This is a genomic window from Bradyrhizobium sp. 154, from assembly GCF_023073875.1.
GTDB lineage: Bacteria > Pseudomonadota > Alphaproteobacteria > Rhizobiales > Xanthobacteraceae > Bradyrhizobium.
This window is the reverse complement of sequence record NZ_JADPKG010000112.1, coordinates 63,494-87,872: the sequence shown is the minus strand read 5'-3', so window position 1 is coordinate 87,872 and position 24,379 is coordinate 63,494. Positions and strand designations below refer to the sequence as shown.

Sequence of the window (24,379 nt, the reverse complement as noted above, 5' to 3'; positions counted from 1 at the left end):
CACCGCGCATCCGCTCCTCCCTGCTCTACGCCTTGCTCCTCGGCTTCAAGCCGTGCAATGCAGCCGGAACGCCATCGGGCAATCGTCCGAGCCGCTGAACGGCCGCCAGAATGGCGGCGATATAGCCGTAAGGACCAAGCCCGCAGATCACGGCCGTCGAGGCGCTGGACGTGATCGAATGCCGGTGCAGCTCATCGCGGGCGTGAATGTTGGAGATGTGCACTTCGATCGTGGGGCCATCGAAGATCTTCAAGGCATCGATCAAAGCAATCGAAGTGAACGAGAACGCCGCCGGGTTCATGATGATCGCATCCGCGTTGCCACGAGCCGATTGGATCAGGCCGACGAGCTCACCTTCGATATTCGATTGATGAAACGACAGCGAGACGTCAAGAAGCTTGGCGAGTTCCAGGCAGCTTGCCTCTATTTCGCCAAGGGTCGTTGAGCCATAGATGTGTGGCTCCCTGATGCCGAGGAAATTGAGATTGGGGCCGTTCAGGATCATGATCCGCGTGGCCATGGGGCCGCTCCTTTCGACAGGACGTGACTAGCCACCGAACCATTTTGCCGGCTCCGTGACCAATTGGGGGAAAAGCACCATCAGAAGCAACACGGCGAGTTGCGCGATCAGGAAGGGCCAGACGCCCTTGATGACGTCCTCCATGCTGATCCGCGAGACGCCGCAGACGACGTTCAGCACGACGCCCACTGGCGGCGTTATCAGGCCGATCGCATTGTTGATGATGAACAGCACGCCAAAATAGACTGGATCGATCCCGGCCTGCTTGACGATGGGCATGAGGATCGGCGTCAGGATCAGGATAGTCGGCGCCATATCGAGCGCGGTGCCGACGATGACGACGAGGATCATGATCGCGAGCATCAAGAGCGTCGGGCTGCCCATGAACGGGCGCACGAGATCGACGACCTGGGTCGCGATCTCGGCTACCGTGATGAGCCAGGACGAGACCAGCGCTGCGGCGACCAGAAACATCACGATGCTTGTGCTGAGCGCCGCCGAGACCATCACCTCGTAGAGTTGCGAGAGCTTCAGCTCCCGGTAGATGCAGGTGGCGACGAACAACGCATAGACGGCCACCACGACTGCCGCTTCGGTCGGCGTGAAGATGCCGAAACGCAGACCGACGACGATGATGACCGGCAGCATCAGCGCCCAAAATCCGTCGGTCACCGCTTTCGCTATCTCACGCAAGGACTTGCGGGGCGGGCTTTCGATGTTCTCGTCACGGGCGACCCACCACCACGCAACACAAAGGCCGAGGCCGAGCAGCAGCCCGGGCACGATGCCGGCGAGAAACAGCTTCGAGATCGAGACGCCGCCGGCGACACCGAACAAGACGAAGCCGATGCTCGGTGGGATGACAGGTGCGATGATCCCTCCCGCCGCGACCAGCCCGGCCGCGTACATCTTCTTGTGGCCTGCCGCGACCATCATTGGGACCAGCAGGGCGGCCAGCGCCGCAGCATCCGCCGCCGCCGATCCGGACAGCGAGGCGAGCGCGCAGGATGCCAGGATCGCGACATAGCCGAGCCCGCCCCGCACGTGGCCGACGACCGCGAACGCGATGTCCACGATTCGCCTGGCAAGCCCGCCCTTGTTCATGATTTCGCCGGCAAGCATGAAGAACGGTACCGCCATCAGCGGGAAACTGTCAGCGCCGTTGATGATGTTCTGCGCGACGATCTGGGAGTCGAATATGTCGAGGAAGTGCATCAAGGCGATGCCGCAGACGATCAGGGCAAACGCGATCGGCATGCCCAGCGCCATGGCGCCGAGGAGCGAGACTGTGAAGACGACAATCGTCATGGTGCAATCCGGCCGAGAACAGGGCTTGCGGAGCTCAGCTGTGCCCGTCGCTTTCCTTCACAGCAATAAGGTCCTCGCCGCTCGCCGCGCCGATGACGACCTGGAAGAGGTCGTAAGCGAGGATGGCGGCCGCCGAGACGCCGAAGACGAGCCCGGATGAGTAGAAGAAAAGCCCGACCGAGATACCCGACGCCGGCGCGGTGTCGCCGAAGGTCAGAACGGCTTGCTTCCAGCTTCCGAGCGTCAGCAGCCAATCGGCATAGAGCATCAGGAGGTAGCTGACCACGAAGCAGAGCATCCTGCCTCGCGGCGGCAGCGCACGCACGAGCGTATCGACGCCGAGATGTGCGTGCTGGCGCAGTGCAACGATGGCCCCGAGAAAGGTCAGCCAGACCAGGAGCCAGCGCGACAGCTCCTCGGATACCGCGATACCCGAATTGAAGATGTAGCGCAGCACCACGTTGCTGAACACGAGCACCACCATCGCAGCAAGGCAAACGGCGACCGCCGCCTTCAACACGTCGCAATAAGCGTTGAGGATCTTTGCCATTCGCCTTATCTACCGTCCCGTCACTTGATGGTGCTGCGAATGCGCGCGAGCTCGGCGTTGAAGAGCTTCACCTTGTCGGGATCGTATTCGCTGGAGAACTTCTCGATGACGGGCTTCACCGCCTCCTGCATCCGCGCATATTCCGCCGGCGCGATCTCGTTGAACTGCATGCCCTTGGCCTTCAGCTCGCCGAGCGCCCGATCGGCGGCGAGTTTGGTCTGCTCGCGCTGATACTGGACCGTCTCCGCGTAGGTGTCGCGGAACATCTTCTGCTCCTCGGGCGACAGCTTGTCCCAGAACTTCTTGCTCACGATGATGATGTTCTGGGTGAAGGTGTGGTTGGTCGCCGAGACGTATTTCTGCACCTCGTAGAATTTGTTGGACAGGATGACGCTGTAGGGATTTTCCTGGCCGTCGACCGTCTTGTTCTCGAGGGCGGTGTAGAGCTCGCCGAACGCCATCGGCACCGGGTTGGCCTTGAAGGCCTTGAAGGTCTCCAAATAGACCGGGTTCGGAATCACACGCAGCTTCAGGCCGGCGAGATCTTCGAGCTTCGCCACCGGCCCTCTGCTGTTGGTGACGTTGCGGAAGCCCAGGCCCCAATAGCCGAGCGCGATCAGGTCCTTCCCTGGCAGGAGGTCCATCATCGTCTTGCCGAACGGTCCATCGGCAAGCGCGGTCGCCTGGTCGAAGTTGGCGACGCTGAAGGGGAAATCGAACAGGCCAAGATCCTTGACGACGCTGGCGAGCGAGGTGGTCGACGCCGAGAAGATTTCCTGGGTGCCGCCCCGGACCGCCGATTGCTGCTGCAATTCGTTTCCGAGTTGGGACGCGGCAAATTCGCGGATCTTCAGCTTGCCCCCGCTCTTGGCGGCCAGGACCTCGGCAAATTTCTGCACGCTGAGGCTGACGGGGTGGTCGGTGTTGTTGAGGTGCCCCCAGCGGATCGTCCGCTCCTGCACCTGCGCAGCCGCAGGTAGCACGGCGAGAACTGCCCCCACCGCGATGACGGCCCAGCCCAGCATTTTCCTCTGCATGCCCACCTCCCTCGATCACGCCGCGGTCTGAGGCCGCGCCTTTTGGCGAGCATAAACATAAGGTATTATCGGAGTCAAAGGAGGAAATCGTTTTCATCATATGAATTTTAGATTATCATATACTACGACGGGAGACCAGACGATGCCCTTGATTGACAAAGAGAAATCGGCGATCGGCGAGGACTGCTATCGCAGAATCCGAGCTGACATCGTTTTCGGACGGCTCAAGCCAGCCCATCGGCTCAGGCTCGAAGCGTTGCGCGAGAGCTATGGCGTGAGCGTCAGCACGCTGCGCGAGATCCTGAGCCGGCTGGCGGCGGAAGGCTTCGTGGCCGCAGAAGGCAAGCGCGGCTTCGAAGTTGCCGGGGTGTCCGCCGATAATCTGCGCGAGCTCGCCGGCTTGCGGCTGCTGCTGGAGTCGCACGCCATGGCGGTCTCTTTCGCCAGCGCCGACGTCGAATGGGAGGGGCGCGTCGTCTCGGCCCATCACAAGCTCGCCTCGACGGAGCGGCTGATGGACTCGGGGATCGGCGAGCCGGAGCAATGGAAGCGCTATGATGGCGAGTTTCACCAGGCGCTGATCTCGAATTGCGGGTCGCGCCTGCTGATGGAAACGCATAGCCTCGTCTTCGACAAATACTTCCGCTACCAGATGGTGGCTTTCCGCTATCGTGGCGCCGAGCCGGCCGAGCAGCACAGGGCACTGCTCGAATGCGCGCTGAGGCGCGACGCCGAGACGGCGCAGAAGGTGCTCTGCGCGCATGTCAACAACTGCGTTGCCGATGCGCTCGCCAACAGCTCGCTGCGCTGAAGGAGTGCGCGGTGACGGCGAGGATCATCGCTGCCGACAAGGTTCAAACCGCAGTGCCGGCAGGCGACGTGCTGGGCGAGACGCCCTTGTGGTGCAGCCGCTTAAACAAGCTGTGGTGGATCGATATCGACCGCCGGCTTCATCAATCGTTCGATCCGTCGACTGGCGCTCACCGGACAACTCGCCACGATTGCCGGTTTCTCGGAAGCCAGGCGCTGGTGTCGGACGGCTCACACATCCTCGCGCAGGATCTGGGGCTGTTTCGCTACGATGCTGCAAGCCGGGAATCGAGCCGCTTCTGCGAAATCGAGACGGGGCGCGACAATCGGCTCAACGACGGACGGGTCGATGCGCGGGGCCGCCTGTGGATCGGGACGATGGACAATGATCTGCACCGGCCGAACGGCTCGCTTTATCGCGTCGACGGCAGTACAGCCACGCCGATGTTCGCGGAGGTCATCGTCAGCAACGGAATTGCGTTTTCGCCCGACAATCGCACGCTCTACTTCACCGATACGCGGCGATACTGCACCTGGCAGTTCGACTTCGACCTCGATGATGGCGTGATCGGCAACAGAAGACTGTTCGCAGACTATACCGCCTCGAAAGAGCGACCGGACGGCGCCTGCGTCGACGTCGATGGCGGGGTCTGGACCGCGTTCTTCTCCGGCGGCCGGATCGTGCGCTATCGGCCGGACGGCCGGATCGACACGATCATTCCCCTCCCCGTGACCAATCCGACATGCGTCTGCTTCGGCGGCCGTGACCTGACGACCATGTTCGTCACCACCGCAAGAAAATTCCTCGATCCCATGCAATTGGACCGAGAGTCCGAAGCCGGCCATCTGCTCGCCATTCACGGCATCGCGCAGGGACTTGCCGAACACCGGTTCGCCGCTGGTTGATTCAGCGCAGCGGGGCAGGATCGAATCAAGCGGAGCTTCTGGCTGGGGCGGGAGGGATCGAACCTCCGAATGGCGGAATCAAAATCCGCTGCCTTACCGCTTGGCTACGCCCCAACTGGCGACCGGGGGCGGGCGGAAGAACTGGCTACCGCAGATTCCCTCGGGTCGCAGCCGGTCTATAGGGAGCGGGGCGGCATTTCAACCGCCTGGAGGGGCAAAATACCGCGGCCTGGGAAGACCGGCCGAAGGATCCGCGTCTCGCTCTACTCTATTATGAGGCCCGACAACCGCCGGGCCCCCCCGCCGGCCAGCGCCATCCGTTCCCGCCATTGAGACCGCCCCCGTTTCATGGGAATACGGCACCAATATTTGTCCACGGGAGTGAGCCATGACCTACCGCGCGCCGATCTCTGACATGCTGCTGTCGCTCAACCACGGCGCGGGGCTCAAGGCCGCCGTGGCGGCCGGCCATTACGGCGATTTCGACGCCGACATTGTCGCGGCCGTGCTGGAGGAAGCGGGGAAGTTCGCGTCCGACGTGCTGGCGCCGCTCAACCGCGTCGGCGACGAGCACGGCATCAAGCTGAGCGACGGCAAGGTCACGACCGCGCCGGGCTGGCCGGATGCCTACAAGCGTTGGACCGAGGGCGGCTGGAACGCCGTCTCGGGGCCGGAAGGCTTTGGCGGCCAGGGCCTGCCACTCGCGATCAACGCCGCCTGCACCGAGATCTGGAGCGCAGCCAATGTCGCCTTCGGGCTCTGCCCGCTGCTGACGGCCTCCGCGATCGAGGCGCTGGAGGCACATGGCAGCGACGAGCTGAAAAAGATCTATCTTGAGAAGCTCGTCTCCGGCGTATGGACCGGCACGATGCAGCTCACCGAGCCGCAGGCCGGCTCCGACGTCGGCGCGCTGCGCACCCGCGCCGAGCGGCAGGCCGACGGCACCTATCGCATCAAAGGGACGAAGATCTTCATCACCTATGGCGAGCACGACATGACCGACAACATCGTGCATTTCGTGCTGGCGCGCCTGCCTGACGCGCCCGCCGGCACCAAGGGGATCTCGCTGTTCCTCGTGCCGAAGTTCATGGTCAACGAAGATGGCTCACTGGGGCAGCGCAACGACATCTATGCGAGCGGCGTCGAGCACAAGCTCGGCATCCATGCTTCGCCGACCTGCACCATGACCATGGGCGATCACGGCGGGGCGGTCGGTTTCCTGATCGGCGAAGAGAACCAGGGCATGCGCTGCATGTTCACGATGATGAACCAGGCCCGCCTCGGCGTCGGCCTGGAGGGCGTCGGGGTCGCCGATCGCGCCTACCAGCAGGCGCTGTCCTACGCCCAGGAGCGCAAGCAGGGCCGCGCCGTCGGCAGCAAGGGCGACGGCGCGGATGCGATCTTCGTCCATCCCGACGTCAAGCGCATGCTGATGCGGATGCGGGCGCAGACCGCCGCGGCGCGCACCATCTGCTATGCGACCGCCGTCGCGATCGACGTTTCCATCCGCGCCAAGGACGCGAAGGTGCGGGCCGATGCGGCCGCACGCGCGGCGCTGCTGACGCCGATCGCCAAGGGTTATTCCACCGACATCGGCAACGAGGTCGCCTATCTCGGCGTGCAGGTCCATGGCGGCATGGGCTTCATCGAGGAGACCGGCGCGGCGCAGCATTATCGCGATGCCCGCATCACCGCGATCTACGAAGGCACCAACGGCATCCAGGCGATCGACCTCGTCACGCGCAAGCTCGCGGCCAATGGCGGCGCGTCGGTATGGGCGCTGCTCGACGAGCTCTCGGCCACCGTCAGCCAGGTCGAGGCTTCCAACGATCCCGCCTTCGGCACCACGGCCACCAAGCTGCGCGAGGCGCTGGACGCGCTGACGCGCACCAGCAAATGGCTTTTGGAGCGGGTTGCCTCCGCACCGAACGAGGCGCTCGCGGGAGCTACGCCTTATTTGCAGCAGTTCGGCGCCACGCTCGGCGGCTGCATGCTGGCCTCCGAAGCGCTCGCCGCCAAGGCCGACGGCATCACGGACGCCGCACGCTACGTCTCGCTCGCCCGCTTCTTCGCCGAGAACATCACCGTGCAGGCGCCTTCGCTCGAGCGCACGGTGACGGAGAGCGCGGAATCGGTTGCGGCGGCGGATGCGGTGCTGCTGGGATAAGGCGGCGGCTGCCTGCCCCACAACCAATGTGTCCCGGCCTCCGTCGGGACGGCACCGCGTTTTTGACGAGGACCTTCCCTTAGTTCGCGAGTGGCTCGGTGCGGCCGCATCGTCACCGGACGGATGTCCCGCCGATGCCAGCGAGGTCCCGGCGGGCCGACCGATGAACGTCACGACCACCCGCAACACCAGCCCCATTATCGCGAGCGTGGCGGTCAGCATCGCGGAACGGAAGCCGATGCTGCCGGTCAGCGACAGCCGCTGCGGCAATCATCGATCGAGCAATCAGTCAAAGGAAACGGCACCAGGCGCGATCATGCCCCACAACCAGCAGTTTTTCAAGTGAACCATTGTAGCCCAATGTTGCAACGCGCGACAGCGCGTGACGATGCGGCCGGCGGCCTGTGCTGACGACACAAGATCGGGATCGAAAAGCTTGAGCAGCGCATTGGCACGCCTGCAAGATGATGTAGGCTGACCTTTCGTGAGACACGCCAAAGGCAAGCGCCGTGGCGACCGCAGGGGGCTCTCATGCCGAATGGCAATATCGTCGTCACCGAAGAGCGTGGAACGCGCGTGATCACCCTGCGTCGTCCGAGCAAGAAGAACGCGATCACGCAGGACATGTATCAGGAGATGAGCCGCGCGATCGACACCGCGCAGAACAACCCTGATATCCGCTGCATGATCATCACCGGTGGCTCCGGCGTGTTCACTGCCGGCGACGACATCGAGGATTTCCTGAAGGCCGACGCCTCGCACCCCGAAATGCTGTCGAACGGGGCCAAGTTTCTCTATTCGCTCGCCCTCAATGCCAAGCCGATCATCGCGGCCGTGGATGGCGTCTCGATCGGCATGGGCACCGTGATGCTGTTCCACTGCGACTATGTGCTCGCCTCGAACGCTGCGACCTTCTCCGCGCCCTACATCCATCTCGGGCTCGTTCCGGTCGGCGCGGCCAGCCTGCTGGTGCCGAACACGATGGGCTACCAGCGCGCCTTCGCGATGCTGGTGATGGGACGGACTTTTTCCGCCGCGGAGGCGCATGCCGCAGGCTTCGTCAACACCGTGGTCTCGCCCGGACACACCGAGGTCGAGGCGCGCAAGGTGGCGCGCGAGATCTGCCGGCTGCCGGCCGAGGCGGTCGCGACCTCGCGCAGACTGCTGCGCGCCCCGCCGGAGGAGTTGACCCGCCGCATCGACCAGGAAGCCCATTTGTTCGGCGAGCGGCTCAAGTCGGAAGAGGCGATTGCTGCGTTCAACGCGTTTGCGAATAGGAAGAAGCGGTAGGGCGAGCACTCGGCTGTCACCCTCCCCTGGTGGGGGAGGGTCGCTCGCGCGAAGCGCGGGCGGGGTGGGGTGAGCCGCACGAAGACTCTCGCCGGGATACGAACCTTGCCAGCACCTGCTCACAGGATGGTCTGTCGCCCCGCCCCGGTTCGCATTTCATGCGAACCGACCCGCCCCCTCAAGGGGCGGGCGGGAGCGTGCGGCACGCGCGGTGCTTCAACAAAAGAGTTTCGTGAAATCTTTGCGCGGACCGACTAATCTTGTTCCATGCGATATCGATCCATCCTTGCTGCCCTCGCTCTCGCCAGCACCCTCCCCGCCTCAGCCGAGACCGCAGCCCCGGTCGAGCTGCGCATCCTCGCGATCAACGATTTCCACGGCAATCTGCGGCCTTCGCCAGGGGGCATTCGCATCAATGATCCCGAGGACAAGGCCAGGAAGGTGATGGTGGCGGCCGGCGGCGCCGAATACATGGCGACGCTGGTGAGGCAGCTGCGCGATGGACACAGGAACACGATCTTCGTCGCCGCAGGCGATCTGATCGGCGCGAGCCCGTTCCTGTCGGCGATGTTTCACGACGAGCCTTCAATCGAGTCGCTCTCGAAGATGGGTCTTGCGATTAGTTCGATCGGCAATCACGAATTCGACGAGGGCAAGGCCGAGCTCTTGCGGATGCAGAACGGCGGCTGCCATCCGGTCGACGGCTGCCAGGGGCCGCATCCCTTCACGGGCGCCAAATTCCACTATCTCGCGGCCTCGACCATCGAGACCGCGACCGGCAACAGCGTGCTGCCGCCGTACGAGATCAGGGAGTTCGACGGCGTTCCCGTCGGCTTCATCGGACTGACGCTGAAGGGCACCGCCGGCATCGTCTCGCCCGCCGGCATCGCCGGTCTCGAATTTCGCGACGAAGCCGAGACAGTCAATGCGCTCGTGCCGCAATTGAAGGGGCGTGGGGTGGAAGCGATCGTCGTGCTGATCCACGAAGGCGGCGAGCCCACCGGCGACTACAACGAATGTCCCGGCATCTCGGGTCCGATCGTCGACATCGTGAAGAAATTCGACCGGGCCGTCGACATCGTCGTCAGCGGCCACACCCACCGCGCCTATGTCTGCGATATCGATGGACGCCTCGTCACCAGCGGCGACAAATACGGCACGCTGGTCACCGCGATCGACGTCAAGCTCGATCCCGCAAGCCGCGACATCGTCAGCGCCAGGGCCGAGAACGTCATCGTCGCCAATGCCTCGCTTGCGAAAGATCCGGACCAGACCGCGCTGATCGAGGCGTACGACAAGCTGTCGGCGCCGATCGCCAACCGGCCGGCCGGATCGGTGACGCAGACGCTGTCGCGCATTCCGAACGAGGCCGGCGAAAGCGCGCTCGGCGACGTCATTGCCGATGCGCAATTGCTTGCAACCCGCGATGCCAAGGAGGGCGGCGCCGTGATCGCGCTCACCAATCCCGGCGGCATCCGCACCGACATCGTTCCCAAGGAGAACGGCGCGATCACATTCGGCGATGTCTTCGCCAGCCAGCCGTTTCGCAACCGCCTCGTCACCATGACGCTCACGGGCCGCCAGCTCAAGGACTTGCTCGAGCAGCAATGGTCGGACCCGAAGCGGCCACGGATCCTCCAAGTGTCGAACGGGTTCAGCTATGCCTGGGATGCGGCGAAGCCATTCGGCGAGCGCGTGATCGCCGACAGGATGAGTCTCGGCGGCAGGCCGATCGAAGCTGGAAGCGGCTACCGCGTCACCCTCAATGATTACCTCGCCGTCGGCGGCGACGGCTTTACCGTCGCCAAACAGGGTACCGCGCCACAATATGGCGGTTACGACGCGGACGCGCTGTTCGCGTTCTTCCGAGCGCATGGGCCGATTGGACCGCTGCCGCCTACCCGCATCCTGCGCGTGAATTGATCCGGATCGAACGGGCGGGCCCGGGACGGCCCTTTGCCATTGCCGCCCAAACGCCTAGATTTGGGTTTTGCATTTGCGTTTTGGCGCCGGATGCGCCAAGCGACGGCAAGAGCCCGCATCCCATGAGGCCGACCTGATGAGCACGCTTCTCCTCTCCCACAAGGCCTGCCTCGACCACGTCACTCCGCCGGGACATCCTGAAAGGCCGGATCGCCTGCGCGCGGTGGAGGAAGCGCTGTCGCACGAGCGTTTCCAGTTTCTGGTGCGCGACCAGGCTCCGGAGGGCGATCTCGATCTGGTCACGCTGTGCCACAACGAGCATTACGTCACCGAGTTGCGCCACATCGCGCCGACCAGCGGCCAGGTCTACATCGACGGCGACACCTCGATGTCGCCGGGCACCTGGGAAGCGGTGATGCGCGGCGTCGGCGGCGCGGTCGCGGCAACCGAAGCGGTGATGACGGGCCAGCATCGCAACGCCTTCGTCGCGGTGCGCCCGCCCGGACATCACGCCGAGATCGGCAAGCCGATGGGCTTCTGCTTCTTCGACAATGTCGCTATCGCGGCGCGCCATGCGCAGCGCAAATACGGCATCGAGCGCGCGGCGATCGTCGATTTCGACGTGCATCACGGCAACGGCACGCAGGACATCTTCTGGTCGGACCCGACCGTGATGTACTGCTCGACGCACCAGATGCCGCTGTTCCCGGGTACCGGCGCCAAGAGCGAGCGCGGCGACCACGACACCATCGTCAATGCGCCGCTCGCGTCGGAGGACGGCGGGTCGGAATTCCGTTCCGCGTTCGAGCATCTGATCCTGCCGCAGCTCGAAAAATTCAGCCCCAAGCTGCTCGTCATCTCAGCAGGTTTCGACGCGCATTACCGCGACCCGCTCGCCTCGCTGAACCTACGCGCCGAGGACTTTGCCTGGGTGACCCGCAAGCTGATGGACCTCGCCGACAAGACCGCAGGAGGCCGCATTGTTTCGGTGCTCGAGGGCGGCTATGACCTGCAAGGACTGAAAGAATCTGTTACGGCGCATGTCGGCGCCCTGATGGGCGCGTGACGCACCCGCCACATTAAGCCCGCAAAATTCTGCTTTTTCTCATGTGAAGCGAACCGGGCAATCGGAAACGGATATGGCCGAAAATACCCAAATCGACGTCTCCAGGCTCACCTTCGAGCGCGCGATCGAGGAACTCGAAACGATCGTGAAGCGGCTCGAAGACGGCAAGGTGCCGCTCGAGGAATCCGTGACGATCTATGAGCGCGGCGAGGCCCTGAAGCGCCGCTGCGAGGATCTACTGCGGCAGGCCGAGGCGCGGGTCGACAAGATCACCACCGATGCCAGCGGCCAGGCCACCGGCACCGCGCCGCTCGACGTCCAGTAAGCTAAAGGCCTCCCCTCGGTTTCTGACCGCTGTAATAGGGCAGGTTTGGAGCGTAGCTGCACCTTTCGTGATCGCACCCTCGCCGTCCATGAACGTGGGCTCCAGCCGGTGCGGCCGGTACCGGAATCCGGGTCCTGAGAGACCAAAAAAGACCCGATTCTGGCCAAAAAAGCCCGCGAAGGATCCGGCAGGCCCGGAACCCTGCGTCACGGGCCGCAGTTAACCACGCCGGCCCGCCGGTTGCACCTGCATACCCCCAATCGGCCCAGCGGGTTGGCTTTGGCCCAAGGTTTGGTGTAAAGCTGCGCGGAGTGTGGCTTTTTGTAAGCCTTGCGTGGGCATCGATTACCGACGACAAGGGCTTCAAACTGCTAAAGAATTGGCTGGGACGGGCGAAGCCGATCTAAGTGACAGGGATCACAGAGACTGAACCGGAGCGCACTTAAGCTTACCTAAGCTGAAGACGGGGCCTTGCCCCATGCAGGTGGCTCCGACGGTTTGAGGACTCGCGCTGCGCCGATATTGAGCAAACCCATCGCGCACCGGAATGACCTTCCGGCGCTGACAAATTGGAAATCGCCGTGAACGCATACAGTAAAACGCCGCTTCTCGACACCATCCGGACGCCGGAAGACCTGCGCAAGCTGAAGATCGAGCAGGTTCGCCAGGTCGCCGACGAGCTGCGGCAGGAGACGATCGATGCCGTCTCGGTGACCGGGGGTCACTTCGGCGCGGGTCTCGGCGTCGTCGAACTCACGACCGCGATCCATTACGTCTTCGACACGCCGCGCGACCGGCTGATCTGGGACGTCGGCCATCAGGCCTATCCGCACAAGATCCTCACCGGCCGGCGCGACCGCATCCGCACGCTGCGCACCGGCGGCGGCCTGTCCGGCTTCACCAAGCGCAGCGAGAGCGATTACGATCCGTTCGGCGCGGCGCATTCCTCGACCTCGATCTCGGCCGGCCTCGGCATGGCCGTGGCGCGCGATCTCTCCGGCGGCAAGAACAACGTGATCGCCGTGATCGGTGACGGGGCGATGTCGGCGGGCATGGCCTACGAGGCCATGAACAATGCCGGTGCGATGAACTCGCGCCTGATCGTCATCCTCAACGACAACGACATGTCGATCGCGCCGCCGGTCGGCGCCATGAGCGCCTATCTGTCGCGCCTCTACTCCGGCAAGACCTATCGCACGCTGCGCGATGCGGCCAAGCAGATCAACAAGCGCCTGCCCAAGATCATTGCCAACCGCGCCAACCGTGTCGAGGAGTACTCCCGCGGCTTCATGATGGATGGCGGCACGCTGTTCGAGGAGCTCGGCTTCTATTACGTCGGTCCGATCGACGGTCACAATCTCGATCACCTTCTGCCCGTGCTGAAGAACGTGCGCGACATGGAGGAAGGACCGATCCTGGTCCACGTCGTGACGCAGAAGGGCAAGGGCTATGGCCCGGCGGAAGCGTCCGCCGACAAGTACCACGCCGTCGTCAAGTTCGACGTCGCGACCGGCACGCAGGCCAAAGCCAAGCCGAACGCGCCGGCCTACCAGAACGTGTTCGGCCAGAGCCTCGTCAAGGAAGCGCAGAAGGACGACAAGATTGTCGCCATCACGGCGGCCATGCCGTCGGGCACTGGCGTCGACATCTTCAACAAGGCGTTCCCCGACCGCACCTTCGACGTCGGCATCGCCGAGCAGCATGCGGTGACGTTCGCCGCCGGTCTTGCGACCGAAGGCTACAAGCCGTTCTGCGCGATCTACTCGACCTTCCTCCAGCGCGGCTACGACCAGATCGTGCATGACGTCGCAATCCAGAGCCTGCCCGTCCGCTTCGCCATCGACCGCGCAGGCCTGGTCGGCGCCGACGGCGCGACGCATGCCGGCTCGTTCGACAACGCCTATCTCGGCTGCCTGCCGAACATGGTGATCATGGCGGCGGCGGACGAGGCCGAGCTCGTGCATATGGTGGCGACGCAGGTCGCGATCGACGACCGTCCGAGCTCGCTGCGCTATCCGCGCGGCGAAGGCCGCGGCATCGAGATGCCCGAAGTCGGCATCCCGCTCGAAATCGGCAAGGGCCGCATGATCCGCCAGGGCAGCAAGATCGCCCTGCTCTCGTTCGGCACGCGCCTCGCCGAATGCGAGAAGGCGGCCGACGAGCTCGCAGCCCACGGCCTGTCGACCTCGATTGCGGATGCGCGCTTCATGAAGCCGCTCGACACCGAGCTGGTGCTCAAGCTCGCCCGCGACCATGAGATCCTGATCACGATCGAAGAAGGCTCGATCGGCGGCTTCGGCTCGCATGTCGCCCAGTTCCTGACCGATCAGGGCGTGCTGGACACCGGCATGGTCAAGTTCCGCTCGATGGTGCTGCCCGACGTGTTCCTGGATCACGATACGCCCGCCGCGATGTACGCCCGCGCCGGTCTCGACGCCAAGGGCATCGTCGCCAAGGTGTTCGAAGCGCTCGGCAAGGACGTCAAGGCCGAGACGGTCAAGCTGGCTTGATGCTCACCTCTCCCGCTTGCGGGAGAGGTGACGCGTCGGGTGAGGGCTCTTTCCTCTCGGGGGTTCTCGATCGAAGACATCCTCTCCCCAACCCTCCCCGCAAGCGGGGGAGGGAGCAGAGCACGCCCCGCGGCTCGGGTCTCGATCCACGATTTTCGGGCTTTATCTCCCATGAAAATCTATCTTGCAGGCCCCGACGTATTCCTGCCGGACGCGATCGAGATCGGCCGCCGCAAGATCGATATCTGCACGGCTCACGGTCTCACCGGCCTCTATCCGCTCGACAACGCGATCGACCTCACCGCGCCCGACGCTTCGCGGCAGATCTTTTGTGGCAACGAGGCGATGATGAACGAGGCCGACGCCATCATCGCCAATCTCACGCCGTTCCGCGGCGCAGGCGCCGATCCCGGCACCGTCTACGAGCTCGGCTACATGGCCGGGCGGCGTAAACTCTGCCTCGCCTATTCCAATGACGGCGCCGCCTATGCCGACCGCGTCGGCCGTTTCATGGACGTTACCTCCGAGGACGGACGGCTGGTCGATGCGCAGGGACTGACGGTCGAGGATTTCGGCCTCGTCGACAACCTCATGATGATCCATGCGCTGGAGCGGCATGGCTGCCCGCTGGTGACGCCGGCCGAGATGCCGATCGATGTCTGGCACGATCTCGCCGCTTTCGAGGCTTGCGTCCGGATGGCGGCTGCGCGATTGATCGCTACATAAGCAGCTCAGTCGTGCCCATGAGAGCGTAATGTCCACTCCCCGCAAGCGCGCGGACGTATTGCTGGTCGAGCGCGGCTTGTTCGAAAGCCGGGCGCGGGCGCGCGCGGCGATCGAGGCCGGGCTGGTCACGGCCGACGACAAGCAGGTGACCAAACCATCGGAGACGATCGCCGAGGACGCGGTGATCCAGGCCGAGCCGGCCCACCCCTATGTTTCCCGCGGCGGCGTCAAGCTCGCCGGCGCGCTGGAGCATTACCCGATTGAAATCGAGGACCATGTCTGCCTCGATGTCGGCGCCTCCACCGGCGGCTTCACCGAGGTGCTGCTGGCGAACGGGGCAAGCCTGGTGTTCGCCATCGACGTCGGCACCAGCCAGTTGCATCCCTCGCTGCGCGATCATCCAAAGATCGTGTCGATGGAGGAGACCGACATTCGGTCCTACGAAGGCAAGCGCCTGCCGGCGCGGCCCGATATCGTCGTCGTCGACGTCAGCTTCATTTCGCTCAAGGCGGTGCTGCCGGTGGCGCTGTCGCTGGCAGCGGCGCCCATGAGCCTGCTGGCGCTGATCAAGCCCCAATTCGAGGCCGACCGGAAGCACAACAAGAAAGGCATCATCCGCGACACCGCCGTGCACTGGGAGATCTGTGACGACATCGCAGCGTTTGCGGCCTCGCTCGGCTGCATCGACATCGAGGTGTTTCCGTCATCGATCACGGGCGGTGACGGCAACATCGAATTCTTCCTGGGCGCGCGGCGTGGTTGAGCGCCTGACAATCGATCATGTCGGCCATCGCGGCGACGGCGTCTCGCTGGCGACGGGCGAAGCGATCTATGTGCCCTATACGCTTCGAGGCGAGACCGTCGAGGTCGATCATGCCGCAGGCCATCATCCCGATCGCCGCAAGCTGCTCGCGGTGGACGTCGCAAGCCCCGAGCGCATCGAGCCGTTCTGTCCGCATTTCGGCGTCTGCGGCGGTTGCGCCATCCAGCATTGGGCGGCTGAGCCCTATCGCGCCTGGAAGCGCGGCATCGTGGTCGAGACGTTGGCGCAGGCCGGCGTGGATTGCGAAGTGACGCCGCTGGTCGATGCGCACGGCGCCGGCCGCAGACGCATCACGCTGCACGGCCGGTTCGGCACGCATGACATCCTCAAGGTCGGCTTCTCCGCGACGAGCTCGCACGACGTCATTCCGATCCATCGCTGCCCCATCCTCGATCCCGCGCTCGCCGGCGCGCTCGATGCCGCCTGGGCGCTCGCCGAGCCGCTGACGTCCAAGGTGCCCGTGACGAAACCGCTCGACATCCAGGTCACCGCCACGGCCAACGGCCTCGACGTCGACGTGCGCGGCTCCGGCCCGCTGCCGACGCCGCTGGTCACGGCGCTGTCGCGCGTCGCCGATCAGCACCGCTTGGCACGACTGACCCGGCATGGCGAGCTGGTGCTGCAACGCCTGCCGCCCACGGTGAAGATGGGCCGCGCGGAGGTGACGCTGCCGCCGGGCTCGTTCCTGCAGGCGACGGTGGTGGGCGAAGAGACGCTGGCCGCGCTCGTCGCCGAGCGCGTCGGCAAGGCCAAGGAGGTTCTCGACCTCTTCTGCGGCGTCGGGCCGTTCGCGTTGAGGCTGGCCGAGAAGGCGCGCGTCACCGCCTATGACAGCGACGCCGGCGCGATCGCCGCGCTCGCGAAAGCGGCGCGCACGCCCGGCCTGAAGCCAATCAAAGCCCAGCCACGCGACCTGTTCCGCCGCGCCCTAGTACCGCAGGAGCTGCGCGACTTCGACGCGGTGGTGTTCGATCCACCGCGCCAGGGCGCGCAGGCCCAGGCGCTGAAGCTCGCCGCAAGCAAGGTGCCCATCGTGATCGCCGTGTCCTGCAACGTCGCGACCTTTGCCCGCGATGCGCGACTGCTGATCGACGGCGGCTACCGGCTGGACGCGGTGGTGCCGGTCGACCAATTCCGGCACACGCCGCATGTGGAGCTGGTTGCGCGGTTTACGCGCTAAAGCGCAATGAGAGCAGGATAAATCGCCGCGCTTTAGGTCTTGTTTTGAGCATGATCTTTTCGGAAAACCGCTGCGCACTTTTCCGGATCATGCTCTAGCGCCGCAGGCCGCCCAATGCGGGCGACTCGCCGGGGAGCATCGAGGAGTTGATGTCGCTGTCCATGCGTCCCGATTGCTGCTGGCTGAAACCGGCGCCGAACGACAGGCTGAGATTGGGGGTCGGCTTGAACTCGACACCCGCGAACGCACCATAACCGGGTGCGGCGTTGGAGGTGAGCGGCGCCAGCGAGCTGCCGATGCCGTTGCCGTACTTCAAGGTGTCGAAACCGGCGAAGAACGTGACAGGCAAACCACCTGCCGCTTTGGTGGCGTAGCCGAACTGCGTGCTGTCATAGGACAGCGCGCTGAAATTGCCGGCCGAGCCGGCCTGGTTGAGCCGCTCAAACCAAAATTGCCGCGCTCGCTGCCAACAAAGAAACCATTCGCATAGCTGGTGCGCCACCCCGCATCGCCGGCATTGAAGCTTGAGAAGCCGCCGTAAGTATCGGAGCTCTGGCCGGCACCTCCACTGAGGCCGAAAGGCCCGCCGGGGATCCAATATCTCAGCGGCGCAACTTGCGCATGAGCCGGTGCGCCGGTCAGGCAGAGCACTGCGAGAGTTGCAAGTGCACATGAAGCTGCGAGGTTGAACATTCAGATGACCGTCAAGAGTTTTGCAAATTATACTCGTCGAACATGACCAATGCCAGCGGAGCGATCCGGCCGACGTCACGGCGCGGGGCTCCCGGAGAGTTGCACCTGATGTTCCCCGATCCCTTGCTCACCCCGCCTGACACCCATTCTTGCGGAGGTACCGGGCGTTCAGGCCGTGGTGCTCGGCGGCTCACGCGCGTGGGGTAACGTGCATCCCTCCTCCGACTACGACGTCGGGCTATGCCGAGCTCGCGGCCGCACGTACGCACGTAACGAGCGGACCCACGTCGCGGGATGCCTCTACAGGATGAGGCGCAAGGGGGCTTGAGGACGTTCGTGGAGCGGCCACCGAAATGGTGAGAGGCAGCTTTCAGGCGGTCTTGTCGACCGAAGACGAGGAGTCCGCCGGCGGATATTTCGTCACCGGCACCATGAAAGATTTTGTGCCGACCTGATAGATGACCTTGCCATTCTGTCCGTCGTCGGTTGCGATCTGCGCCTGCCCGAACATGATGACGTTCTTGTAGACGGTGCCGGTGCCCTGGCGGGTGACGCCGTCGGTGGTGACGCTGACCTGGGCTTCTTTGCCGTTGACCGAGAGCACCTTGAAGCTCGCGCTCTTGCCGTTATCGCTGGAATAGCCGCCCCAGCTTCCCATGAGGCGGCTGTCGGAAGCCGGCGGTTCCTGCTTCTCGAGATTGGCGGTCTGCTTGCCAGCGCCGCCCGCCGAGAACAACAGCACCATGCTCTTACCGTCCTTGGTGCCCACCGTGACCCCGCCAAAGGTGATCAGCGAGCCATTGACCTCGGCAAAGCCCCGCTCGGTTTGCCCGTTATGGGTGTACTCGACCTGCGCCCGGGCACCGCGGATGTTCACGACCTTGAAGCCGACGGGCTGGTTGTTGCCGACCCAATTGCCCTTCCATTCACCGAGCAACTTGCTCTGGTGAAAGACTCGCTCATTGGCGGGCGAAATCTGGCTGCTGCTCGACGTGACGATGGCCATAGTCTGCTCGGTGGACGGGTTCGACGAACCCGCTCTCGATCGCGCCCGACAGCAGGGTCAAAACAGCAATCGGGAACGAACTGAAACAATCGGATTAGGGCCATGTGCCGGTTAACGAGCGGTTAAATTCAACCGTCGGGTGGGATGAGGCGAAAGGTCCCAATCGCGCTATTAGCGGCCCCAGCGGTCCGACCAGATCTTCTCGCCGATCATGCAATTGACGCGCGGCTCCTTGTCCGCAACCCGCATCACGGGGCGCTCCGGCCTGCGGCCGGCGACCTCCATCAGCAGCTTGGTGCGGATCGCTTCCTTGAACTTGTCGCGGTCCTTGATCGTGATGACGAAAGAGCCGGGACCGCCGATGACGCAGTCCTCGTAGTAGAAATCGAGATTGTCGATATCCATGGTCGAATAGGACGGCTCCTTGACCATGATCGGCAGACCGTTGATGACGATGCCCTTCTCCAGCGCGGCATCGCGCGCCACCGTGACCGGGCCGCCATTGTTGTTGGGGCCGTCGCCGGAAATGTCGATCACGCGACGCAAGCCCCGGTAGGGATCCTCGTCGAACAGCGGCATCGCGAATGTGATCGCGCCGGAGATCGAGGTGCGCGAGGCGCGCCGGATCGGCGTCTTCATGATCTCGGCGGCGACCGCATCCGCGGTCTCGGGGCCGTCGACCAGCCGCCAGGGGATGATGATCTTCTGGTCGCTGGAAGCGGCCCACTCGAAATAGGTCACGGCGATGCGGCCGTTCGGACCGAGCTTCAGTGCCTGGAGGAATTCCTTCGACTGGATTGCCTGCGCGTAGCCTTCGCGCTGGATCGCGAGCTCGTCCATGTCCATGGAGTAGGACACGTCGACGGCGAGGATCAGTTCGACGTCGACCGCCTGCGCATCCTTGTCGGCAACCGGCCGCTGCGCCTGGTTCTCGGGCAGCTCGAATTTTGGTCCTGGCGCCGCGATGCCCGCGACGTCCCCTCCGGCAAGCACGCCGGCCACCAGTACAGCCCCGATCGAGAACAGCAAGCGCATCGCACCAGTCTCCCGTCGTATGACGCGATGGTGACATGCAATCGCCTTGCCGCAAAGTGCGAAGATCGCTTGCGCTTCACATTCGAGTTAGGATCGGCCCAACGCAAAGCTGCCGCGCTGTTGCCGCGCTCGCGCCGCCGGAACACCAGCGATCACATACGCACCGTCACTCCGGGGCGCCTCGCAGAGCCGAGCCCGGAATGTCGAGATTCCGGGGTCTCGCTCGCGAGCCTTGGTTCGCGATCCTTGGAATGACAGGTGTAATGATGTGGTGTGTAGGGACACTTCCCGCCCACTTGTCCGGCGCAATTTCCATGCTAGGCTGGACGCACAGATGGGGATGGAGTCCCCCGACAACCGCCCGGCGGTCGATGATCGTAGTGGGCTGATGACTCCTGCTTGAGGTGGGGCAATCTTTAGGCCTCCGCCTTTGGTGGGAGCATGGACCAACCCGCCGATGGCGGGTTTTTTGTTGCCTGGTGACGAAGGCCAGCAAGCCAGGGCAGGAGAAGGCGAAGACGTGACGACGACGACACCGAATGCTGAGCGCGCCTCACTGCCCAGGGGAATCTGGGTGCTCGGCTTCGTCTCGATGCTAATGGACATCTCCTCCGAGATGATCCATGCGCTGCTGCCGGTCTATCTCGTCACCGTGCTCGGCGCCTCCACGCTCACGGTCGGTTTCATCGAGGGCATTGCCGAGGCGACCGCCTCGATCACGAAAATCTTCTCCGGCGCCCTGTCGGACTGGCTTGGTCGACGCAAGCTGCTCGCCGCGCTCGGCTACGGGCTAGCCGCCTTCACCAAGCCGCTGTTTCCGCTCGCGTCGAGCGTCGGGTGGCTGGTGGCGGCGCGCTTCATCGATCGCGTCGGCAAGGGCATTCGCGGCGCGCCGCGCGATGCCCTGATCGCCGACATCGCTCCTAACGGGCTGCGCGGCGCGAGCTTTGGCCTGCGACAATCGCTCGACACGATCGGTGCCTTCGTCGGGCCGCTCGCGGCCATCGGCCTGATGTGGTGGACGGCGGATAATTTTACGATCGTGTTCTGGGTTGCGGTGCTGCCGGCCTTCCTGTCCTTTGGACTGATCGCACTTGCCGTGCACGAGCCGGCGGATCCGAGCCGGGAGCCTGCGAAGAACCCGCTCAATCTTGCCGCGATGCGGCAGCTCGGATCCGTCTACTGGCGCGTCGTCGCGGTCGGCATCGTCTTCACGCTCGCGCGCTTCAGCGAGGCCTTCCTGATCCTGCGCGCACAGAACATCGGGCTCAATGCGATGTGGGTGCCGGCGGTGCTGGTGCTGATGAACGTCGCTTATGCGCTTTCGGCCTATCCGGCCGGCGTGCTGTCGGACCGGATCAACCGGACCGGCCTGCTCGCGCTCGGCCTGGTCTTCCTTGCCGGCGCCGACCTCGCGCTGGCACTGCTCCCGAGCCTTGCAGGCCTCGCGCTCGGCGTCGTGCTGTGGGGGCTGCATATGGGATTGACGCAAGGTCTGCTCTCGGCCCTGGTCGCCGACGCCGCGCCGCCGAGCCTGCGCGGCACCGCGTTCGGCTATTTCAACCTGTTCACGGGTCTGGCACTGCTGGCCGCGAGCGTGATCGCCGGCGCGTTGTGGGATGCCTATGGTCCGGCAGGCACGTTTCTGGCAGGGCTCGGCTTTGCGCTGATCTCGCTCATAGGACTGCTTGCCGTCGGCAACGGTCTGGCAGCGGAGCAGAAATGATGACGGGGAGCTTTTCGTCGTGCTGAGTGGAGCGCTTGCGATCATGATCGGGAGCGTGCTCGGCGGCTGCGCGCGCTATTTCGTGTCCGGCGCGATCGCGCGGCGGCTGGGCGAGACGTTTCCGTGGGGTACCATGACGATCAACGTCACCGGCGCCTTCCTGATCGGCATTTTTGGCGCGCTCGCGGCCCATCCCGGCTCGGTGTTCGCCACGCCCAACCCTTGGCTGTTCGCGGTGACCGGCTTTCTCGGCTGCTACACCACAGTGTCCTCGTTCAGCCTGCAAACCCTGACGCTGGCGCGGTGCGGCGAGCCAATGCACGCACTCGGCAATGTCGTGTTCTCGGTCGGGCTGTGCCTCGCCGCCGTTAGTTGCGGCTTTCTCCTTGCGGACAGTCTTGGAGGATAGCAGCACATGACCGTCCCCTCCTCCGCCGATCGCTGGCGTAGCGCGATACTCTACGCCTGGGTTGCCGCCGGCAGCATCGTCGGCGGGCTGACCCGCTATCTCGTCGGTCTCGCGCTCGACACCGGGCCGGGCTTTCCCTTCGCCACGCTGTTCATCAACGCGACGGGATCGCTGATCATCGGCTTCTACGCGACGCTGACCGGCCCCGACGGCCGCGTGCTGGCGCGCCCAGAGCACCGACAGTTCGTCATGACCGGGTTCTGCGGCGGCTACACCACGTTCTCCACCTTCAGCCTGGAGACCTTCCGCCTGCTCCACGGCGGCATGAAGTACACGGCACTTGCCTATGTCACGGCGTCCGTCGTCTGCTGGCTGGTGTCGGCATGGCTCGGGCATATGATGGCGAGCCGCACCAACCGCTTGACAAGGAGCTGACCATGCAAGTCCCCGCTCAGGCAGTTTCGCTCCGGATCTTCATCGGCGAGAGCGACCATTTCGACGGCAAGCCGCTCTATGAAGCAATCGTGATGACGGCGCGCGAGCGGCACCTCGCCGGCGCCACCGTGCTGCGCGGTCCGATGGGCTTCGGCAGGTCGAGCCGGCTGCACACGTCGAAGATCCTGCGACTTTCCGAAGACCTGCCGCTGCTGATCGAGATCGTCGACAGCGAGGACAACATCAACGCATTCCTGCCCATCCTCGATGGCATGATGTCGAGCGGCCTGATCACCTTGGAGAAGGTGCAGGTCCTGCAATATGGTGCGAAGGTCGCGAGCTGATCGCTCCAGCAGGAACCCGAGCCCGCCGTGTCCGGGAGGCGGAATGAACGACACCGTTACCACACCGAAAACCAGGACGAAGACCAAGGTCGAGCGACCACGGCTGCACAAGGTCATCCTGATCAACGATGACTACACGCCGCGCGAATTCGTCACGATGGTGCTCAAGGCCGAATTCCGCATGACCGAGGATCAGGCCTACAAGGTGATGATCACCGCGCACAAGCTGGGCGCCTGCGTCGTCGCCGTGTTCACCAAGGACGTCGCCGAGACCAAGGCCACGCGCGCCACCGACGCCGGCCGCGCCAAGGGCTATCCGCTGCTGTTCACGACCGAGCCGGAGGAATAAGGCTCAGCTCACCAGCGCATGCGTTTCTTCCGCCAGCCCGTACACGCGCTGCGCCTTTGAAAATCCTGCGATTGGAAATTCTCCGAGCTCGTGCCAGTCGTGGTGGCAGACATTGGCAAAACCCTCCGAGGCGACGACAGTCCGCCCCAGCCGGCCCGTGATCTTCTCCAGCCGGGCCGCGAGATTGACGGCGGGGCCAATGCAGGTGAAGTCCAGCCGGTTGCCCCCGCCGATATTGCCGTAGAGGATGTTGCCGACGTGCAGCGCGACGCCGAAACGGAAGCGCTCGACGGCGTCGCCGACCGGAAACGCGAGCGACTCCACGCTGGCGCGCGCTTCGCGCGCGGCCTCCAGCACGCGCGCGCAGACATGGGCAGCATCGCCGACATATTCATCGATCGGAAACACCGCGAGCAGGCCGTCGCCCATGAATTTCAGCACCTCGCCGCCATGGCCCCGGATCGCGGTGACCTGGCAGTCGAAATAATGGTTGAGGATCGCGACCACCGTCTCGGCCGGCAGCCGGTCCGACAGCGCGGTGAAGCCGCGCAGGTCCGAGAGCCAGATCACCGCCTGCATGATGTCGGTGTGGCCACGGCGGATCTGGCCCCCGAGAATGCGCGCGCCGGCGCGGTTGCCGACATAGGTATCGAGCAGCATCTCGGCGGTGCGGCGCAGGCTGATGATCTCGCTGACGCGCGCCAGCGGCGCTATGATGGTTCGGATCGCCGCGATGTCGTCGTCGCTGAAGCCGCCGGGATGCTGCGTGACCCAGCTCGTCGCGTGGATGGAGCCATCGAGAAACGGCACCGGCACCGCGATGTAGTCGGTCGCGCCTTCGGCACGCATGTCGTCGAGGAACGGAAATCGCTTGCTGTCGGGATCGCTCGCGCGTCCCCTGACCTCCAGCCCCTGCTCGAAGACGATGCGGAGCGGGCTGCGGGCGAATTCGGGCGTGTCCAGAATATCGAAATCGACGCTGCCGATTTCGACCTCCTCGCCCTGCCGCCATATGAAGTTGCGACCGAAGATTTCCGGATGCAACGTGCGGATGAAGATACCGAAGCGCCACAGCGGCAGGCCGGCCGCGACCAGACGTTCGCAGAAATCGGCGATCATCTCGGCCGGCTCTTGCGACGACCAAGCGCCGTCGATCAGCCAGTTGGTAATGCGCTGGAGCTCGGAGCTGTTCATGTCCGCATTTGCGGACGAAGTTGTGGGCCCGTCAAGCTGCGCGGAGA

24 protein-coding genes, 1 tRNA gene, 1 pseudogene and 1 riboswitch are annotated in these 24,379 nt (G+C 64.3%); of the genes and pseudogenes, 17 read left to right on the top strand and 9 right to left on the bottom strand.

Translation table 11 applies throughout. From position 1 onward, the window contains the following. Nucleotides 1-25 precede the first annotated feature (25 nt). The 4 genes from IVA92_RS27630 to IVA92_RS27615 are packed head-to-tail and all read right to left on the bottom strand — an operon-like array spanning nucleotide 26 to nucleotide 3,415. Entirely contained in the window at nucleotides 26-520 is a 495-nt protein-coding gene (locus IVA92_RS27630; RefSeq protein WP_247279206.1) for a type II 3-dehydroquinate dehydratase, read from the bottom strand. Nucleotides 521-547: 27 nt separating this feature from the next. Beyond that, entirely contained in the window at nucleotides 548-1,828 is a 1,281-nt protein-coding gene (locus IVA92_RS27625) for a TRAP transporter large permease subunit (RefSeq protein WP_247279205.1), read from the bottom strand. Between the two features lie 34 nt (nucleotides 1,829-1,862). Next, entirely contained in the window at nucleotides 1,863-2,378 is a 516-nt protein-coding gene (locus IVA92_RS27620; protein WP_247279204.1) for a TRAP transporter small permease, read from the bottom strand. Between the two features lie 20 nt (nucleotides 2,379-2,398). Beyond that, nucleotides 2,399-3,415 carry a TRAP transporter substrate-binding protein gene (locus IVA92_RS27615; RefSeq protein WP_247279203.1) on the bottom strand — a complete coding sequence of 339 codons (1,017 nt, stop codon included), beginning with the start codon at nucleotides 3,413-3,415 and terminating at the stop codon, nucleotides 2,399-2,401. A gap of 142 nt (nucleotides 3,416-3,557) precedes the next feature. Between IVA92_RS27615 and IVA92_RS27610 the strand changes: the two genes are divergently transcribed. Continuing rightward, nucleotides 3,558-4,226 carry a GntR family transcriptional regulator gene (locus IVA92_RS27610; RefSeq protein ID WP_247279202.1) on the top strand — a complete coding sequence of 223 codons (669 nt, stop codon included), beginning with the start codon at nucleotides 3,558-3,560 and terminating at the stop codon, nucleotides 4,224-4,226. An 11-nt stretch (nucleotides 4,227-4,237) separates the two neighbouring features. Further along, nucleotides 4,238-5,131 (top strand): SMP-30/gluconolactonase/LRE family protein, encoded by an 894-nt coding sequence (locus IVA92_RS27605; protein ID WP_247279201.1) that lies wholly within the window; start codon nucleotides 4,238-4,240, stop codon nucleotides 5,129-5,131. A gap of 39 nt (nucleotides 5,132-5,170) precedes the next feature. On the opposite strand, the gene IVA92_RS27600 is transcribed toward IVA92_RS27605, so the two are convergent. Further along, nucleotides 5,171-5,245: transfer RNA gene (locus tag IVA92_RS27600), tRNA-Gln, on the bottom strand. Between the two features lie 274 nt (nucleotides 5,246-5,519). Between IVA92_RS27600 and IVA92_RS27595 the strand changes: the two genes are divergently transcribed. The 10 genes from IVA92_RS27595 (at nucleotide 5,520) to IVA92_RS27550 (ending at nucleotide 17,141) form a co-directional block, all read left to right on the top strand. After that, a complete protein-coding gene (locus IVA92_RS27595; RefSeq protein WP_247279200.1) occupies nucleotides 5,520-7,298 on the top strand; it encodes an acyl-CoA dehydrogenase in 1,779 nt (592 codons plus the stop codon). A gap of 163 nt (nucleotides 7,299-7,461) precedes the next feature. Next, the gene (locus IVA92_RS27590) at nucleotides 7,462-7,644 is read left to right on the top strand and encodes a hypothetical protein (protein WP_247279199.1); all 183 of its coding nucleotides are present in this window, start codon (nucleotides 7,462-7,464) and stop codon (nucleotides 7,642-7,644) included. Nucleotides 7,645-7,829: 185 nt separating this feature from the next. Beyond that, entirely contained in the window at nucleotides 7,830-8,588 is a 759-nt protein-coding gene (locus IVA92_RS27585) for an enoyl-CoA hydratase-related protein (RefSeq protein ID WP_247279198.1), read from the top strand. A 267-nt stretch (nucleotides 8,589-8,855) separates the two neighbouring features. Next, nucleotides 8,856-10,511: a bifunctional metallophosphatase/5'-nucleotidase gene (locus tag IVA92_RS27580; RefSeq protein ID WP_247279197.1), complete on the top strand. Its 1,656-nt coding sequence runs from the start codon at nucleotides 8,856-8,858 to the stop codon at nucleotides 10,509-10,511. Nucleotides 10,512-10,647: 136 nt separating this feature from the next. Next, nucleotides 10,648-11,577, top strand: a complete 930-nt coding sequence (locus tag IVA92_RS27575) for a histone deacetylase family protein (RefSeq protein ID WP_247279196.1) — start codon at nucleotides 10,648-10,650, stop codon at nucleotides 11,575-11,577. Nucleotides 11,578-11,650: 73 nt separating this feature from the next. Beyond that, nucleotides 11,651-11,902: an exodeoxyribonuclease VII small subunit gene (locus IVA92_RS27570; RefSeq protein WP_008551229.1), complete on the top strand. Its 252-nt coding sequence runs from the start codon at nucleotides 11,651-11,653 to the stop codon at nucleotides 11,900-11,902. Nucleotides 11,903-12,483: 581 nt separating this feature from the next. Further along, nucleotides 12,484-14,412 (top strand): 1-deoxy-D-xylulose-5-phosphate synthase, encoded by a 1,929-nt coding sequence (gene dxs, locus IVA92_RS27565; protein ID WP_247279195.1) that lies wholly within the window; start codon nucleotides 12,484-12,486, stop codon nucleotides 14,410-14,412. 171 nt (nucleotides 14,413-14,583) lie between these two features. Continuing rightward, nucleotides 14,584-15,138, top strand: coding sequence for a nucleoside 2-deoxyribosyltransferase (locus IVA92_RS27560; RefSeq protein ID WP_247279194.1), 555 nt, complete (start codon nucleotides 14,584-14,586; stop codon nucleotides 15,136-15,138). Between the two features lie 28 nt (nucleotides 15,139-15,166). Beyond that, nucleotides 15,167-15,901 (top strand): TlyA family RNA methyltransferase, encoded by a 735-nt coding sequence (locus IVA92_RS27555; RefSeq protein WP_247279193.1) that lies wholly within the window; start codon nucleotides 15,167-15,169, stop codon nucleotides 15,899-15,901. Beyond that, nucleotides 15,894-17,141, top strand: a complete 1,248-nt coding sequence (locus IVA92_RS27550; RefSeq protein ID WP_247279192.1) for a methyltransferase — start codon at nucleotides 15,894-15,896, stop codon at nucleotides 17,139-17,141. Before IVA92_RS27555 ends, IVA92_RS27550 begins: the two co-directional genes overlap by 8 nt. A gap of 94 nt (nucleotides 17,142-17,235) precedes the next feature. Here the strand turns inward: IVA92_RS27550 and IVA92_RS27545 are convergent. The 3 genes and pseudogenes from IVA92_RS27545 to IVA92_RS27535 all read right to left on the bottom strand — a co-directional run bounded on the left by IVA92_RS27545 (nucleotide 17,236) and on the right by IVA92_RS27535 (nucleotide 19,875). Next, nucleotides 17,236-17,834: pseudogene (locus IVA92_RS27545) on the bottom strand (hypothetical protein). 370 nt (nucleotides 17,835-18,204) lie between these two features. Next, entirely contained in the window at nucleotides 18,205-18,840 is a 636-nt protein-coding gene (locus IVA92_RS27540) for a hypothetical protein (RefSeq protein WP_247279191.1), read from the bottom strand. 171 nt (nucleotides 18,841-19,011) lie between these two features. Beyond that, nucleotides 19,012-19,875, bottom strand: coding sequence for a DUF1194 domain-containing protein (locus tag IVA92_RS27535; protein ID WP_247279190.1), 864 nt, complete (start codon nucleotides 19,873-19,875; stop codon nucleotides 19,012-19,014). A gap of 327 nt (nucleotides 19,876-20,202) precedes the next feature. Continuing rightward, a riboswitch (Fluoride riboswitch) is annotated at nucleotides 20,203-20,280 on the top strand. A 115-nt stretch (nucleotides 20,281-20,395) separates the two neighbouring features. On the opposite strand from IVA92_RS27535, the gene IVA92_RS27530 reads away from it, so the two are divergent. Genes IVA92_RS27530 through clpS form a run of 5 tightly spaced genes read left to right on the top strand, consistent with a single transcriptional unit; the run spans nucleotide 20,396 to nucleotide 23,138 of the window. Then, a complete protein-coding gene (locus tag IVA92_RS27530; RefSeq protein ID WP_247279189.1) occupies nucleotides 20,396-21,601 on the top strand; it encodes an MFS transporter in 1,206 nt (401 codons plus the stop codon). A gap of 19 nt (nucleotides 21,602-21,620) precedes the next feature. Further along, entirely contained in the window at nucleotides 21,621-22,010 is a 390-nt protein-coding gene (gene crcB / locus IVA92_RS27525; RefSeq protein ID WP_247279188.1) for a fluoride efflux transporter CrcB, read from the top strand. A gap of 6 nt (nucleotides 22,011-22,016) precedes the next feature. Beyond that, nucleotides 22,017-22,445: a fluoride efflux transporter CrcB gene (gene crcB / locus IVA92_RS27520; RefSeq protein ID WP_247279187.1), complete on the top strand. Its 429-nt coding sequence runs from the start codon at nucleotides 22,017-22,019 to the stop codon at nucleotides 22,443-22,445. A gap of 2 nt (nucleotides 22,446-22,447) precedes the next feature. Further along, complete coding sequence (locus tag IVA92_RS27515; protein ID WP_247279186.1) at nucleotides 22,448-22,789, top strand: DUF190 domain-containing protein; 342 nt, start codon at nucleotides 22,448-22,450, stop codon at nucleotides 22,787-22,789. Nucleotides 22,790-22,832: 43 nt separating this feature from the next. After that, nucleotides 22,833-23,138 (top strand): ATP-dependent Clp protease adapter ClpS, encoded by a 306-nt coding sequence (gene clpS / locus IVA92_RS27510; protein WP_247279185.1) that lies wholly within the window; start codon nucleotides 22,833-22,835, stop codon nucleotides 23,136-23,138. 3 nt (nucleotides 23,139-23,141) lie between these two features. On the opposite strand, the gene IVA92_RS27505 is transcribed toward clpS, so the two are convergent. Next, entirely contained in the window at nucleotides 23,142-24,332 is a 1,191-nt protein-coding gene (locus IVA92_RS27505) for an adenylate/guanylate cyclase domain-containing protein (RefSeq protein WP_247279184.1), read from the bottom strand. Nucleotides 24,333-24,379 lie beyond the last annotated feature (47 nt).

What these genes read in the sequence shown, in the direction of transcription:
- IVA92_RS27595 (WP_247279200.1), top strand. Translation starts at nt 5,520, where the DNA reads ATGACCTACCGCGCGCCGATCTCTGACATGCTGCTGTCGCTCAACCAC.
- IVA92_RS27555 (WP_247279193.1), top strand. Translation starts at nt 15,167, where the DNA reads ATGTCCACTCCCCGCAAGCGCGCGGACGTATTGCTGGTCGAGCGCGGC.
- IVA92_RS27585 (WP_247279198.1), top strand. Translation starts at nt 7,830, where the DNA reads ATGCCGAATGGCAATATCGTCGTCACCGAAGAGCGTGGAACGCGCGTG.
- IVA92_RS27630 (WP_247279206.1), bottom strand. Translation starts at nt 520, where the DNA reads ATGGCCACGCGGATCATGATCCTGAACGGCCCCAATCTCAATTTCCTC.
- crcB (WP_247279187.1), top strand. Translation starts at nt 22,017, where the DNA reads ATGACCGTCCCCTCCTCCGCCGATCGCTGGCGTAGCGCGATACTCTAC.
- IVA92_RS27610 (WP_247279202.1), top strand. Translation starts at nt 3,558, where the DNA reads ATGCCCTTGATTGACAAAGAGAAATCGGCGATCGGCGAGGACTGCTAT.
- IVA92_RS27540 (WP_247279191.1), bottom strand. Translation starts at nt 18,840, where the DNA reads ATGGCCATCGTCACGTCGAGCAGCAGCCAGATTTCGCCCGCCAATGAG.
- IVA92_RS27515 (WP_247279186.1), top strand. Translation starts at nt 22,448, where the DNA reads ATGCAAGTCCCCGCTCAGGCAGTTTCGCTCCGGATCTTCATCGGCGAG.
- clpS (WP_247279185.1), top strand. Translation starts at nt 22,833, where the DNA reads ATGAACGACACCGTTACCACACCGAAAACCAGGACGAAGACCAAGGTC.
- IVA92_RS27505 (WP_247279184.1), bottom strand. Translation starts at nt 24,332, where the DNA reads ATGAACAGCTCCGAGCTCCAGCGCATTACCAACTGGCTGATCGACGGC.
- IVA92_RS27590 (WP_247279199.1), top strand. Translation starts at nt 7,462, where the DNA reads ATGAACGTCACGACCACCCGCAACACCAGCCCCATTATCGCGAGCGTG.
- IVA92_RS27535 (WP_247279190.1), bottom strand. Translation starts at nt 19,875, where the DNA reads ATGCGCTTGCTGTTCTCGATCGGGGCTGTACTGGTGGCCGGCGTGCTT.
- IVA92_RS27615 (WP_247279203.1), bottom strand. Translation starts at nt 3,415, where the DNA reads ATGCAGAGGAAAATGCTGGGCTGGGCCGTCATCGCGGTGGGGGCAGTT.
- IVA92_RS27580 (WP_247279197.1), top strand. Translation starts at nt 8,856, where the DNA reads ATGCGATATCGATCCATCCTTGCTGCCCTCGCTCTCGCCAGCACCCTC.
- IVA92_RS27620 (WP_247279204.1), bottom strand. Translation starts at nt 2,378, where the DNA reads ATGGCAAAGATCCTCAACGCTTATTGCGACGTGTTGAAGGCGGCGGTC.
- IVA92_RS27625 (WP_247279205.1), bottom strand. Translation starts at nt 1,828, where the DNA reads ATGACGATTGTCGTCTTCACAGTCTCGCTCCTCGGCGCCATGGCGCTG.
- IVA92_RS27560 (WP_247279194.1), top strand. Translation starts at nt 14,584, where the DNA reads ATGAAAATCTATCTTGCAGGCCCCGACGTATTCCTGCCGGACGCGATC.
- IVA92_RS27575 (WP_247279196.1), top strand. Translation starts at nt 10,648, where the DNA reads ATGAGCACGCTTCTCCTCTCCCACAAGGCCTGCCTCGACCACGTCACT.
- IVA92_RS27570 (WP_008551229.1), top strand. Translation starts at nt 11,651, where the DNA reads ATGGCCGAAAATACCCAAATCGACGTCTCCAGGCTCACCTTCGAGCGC.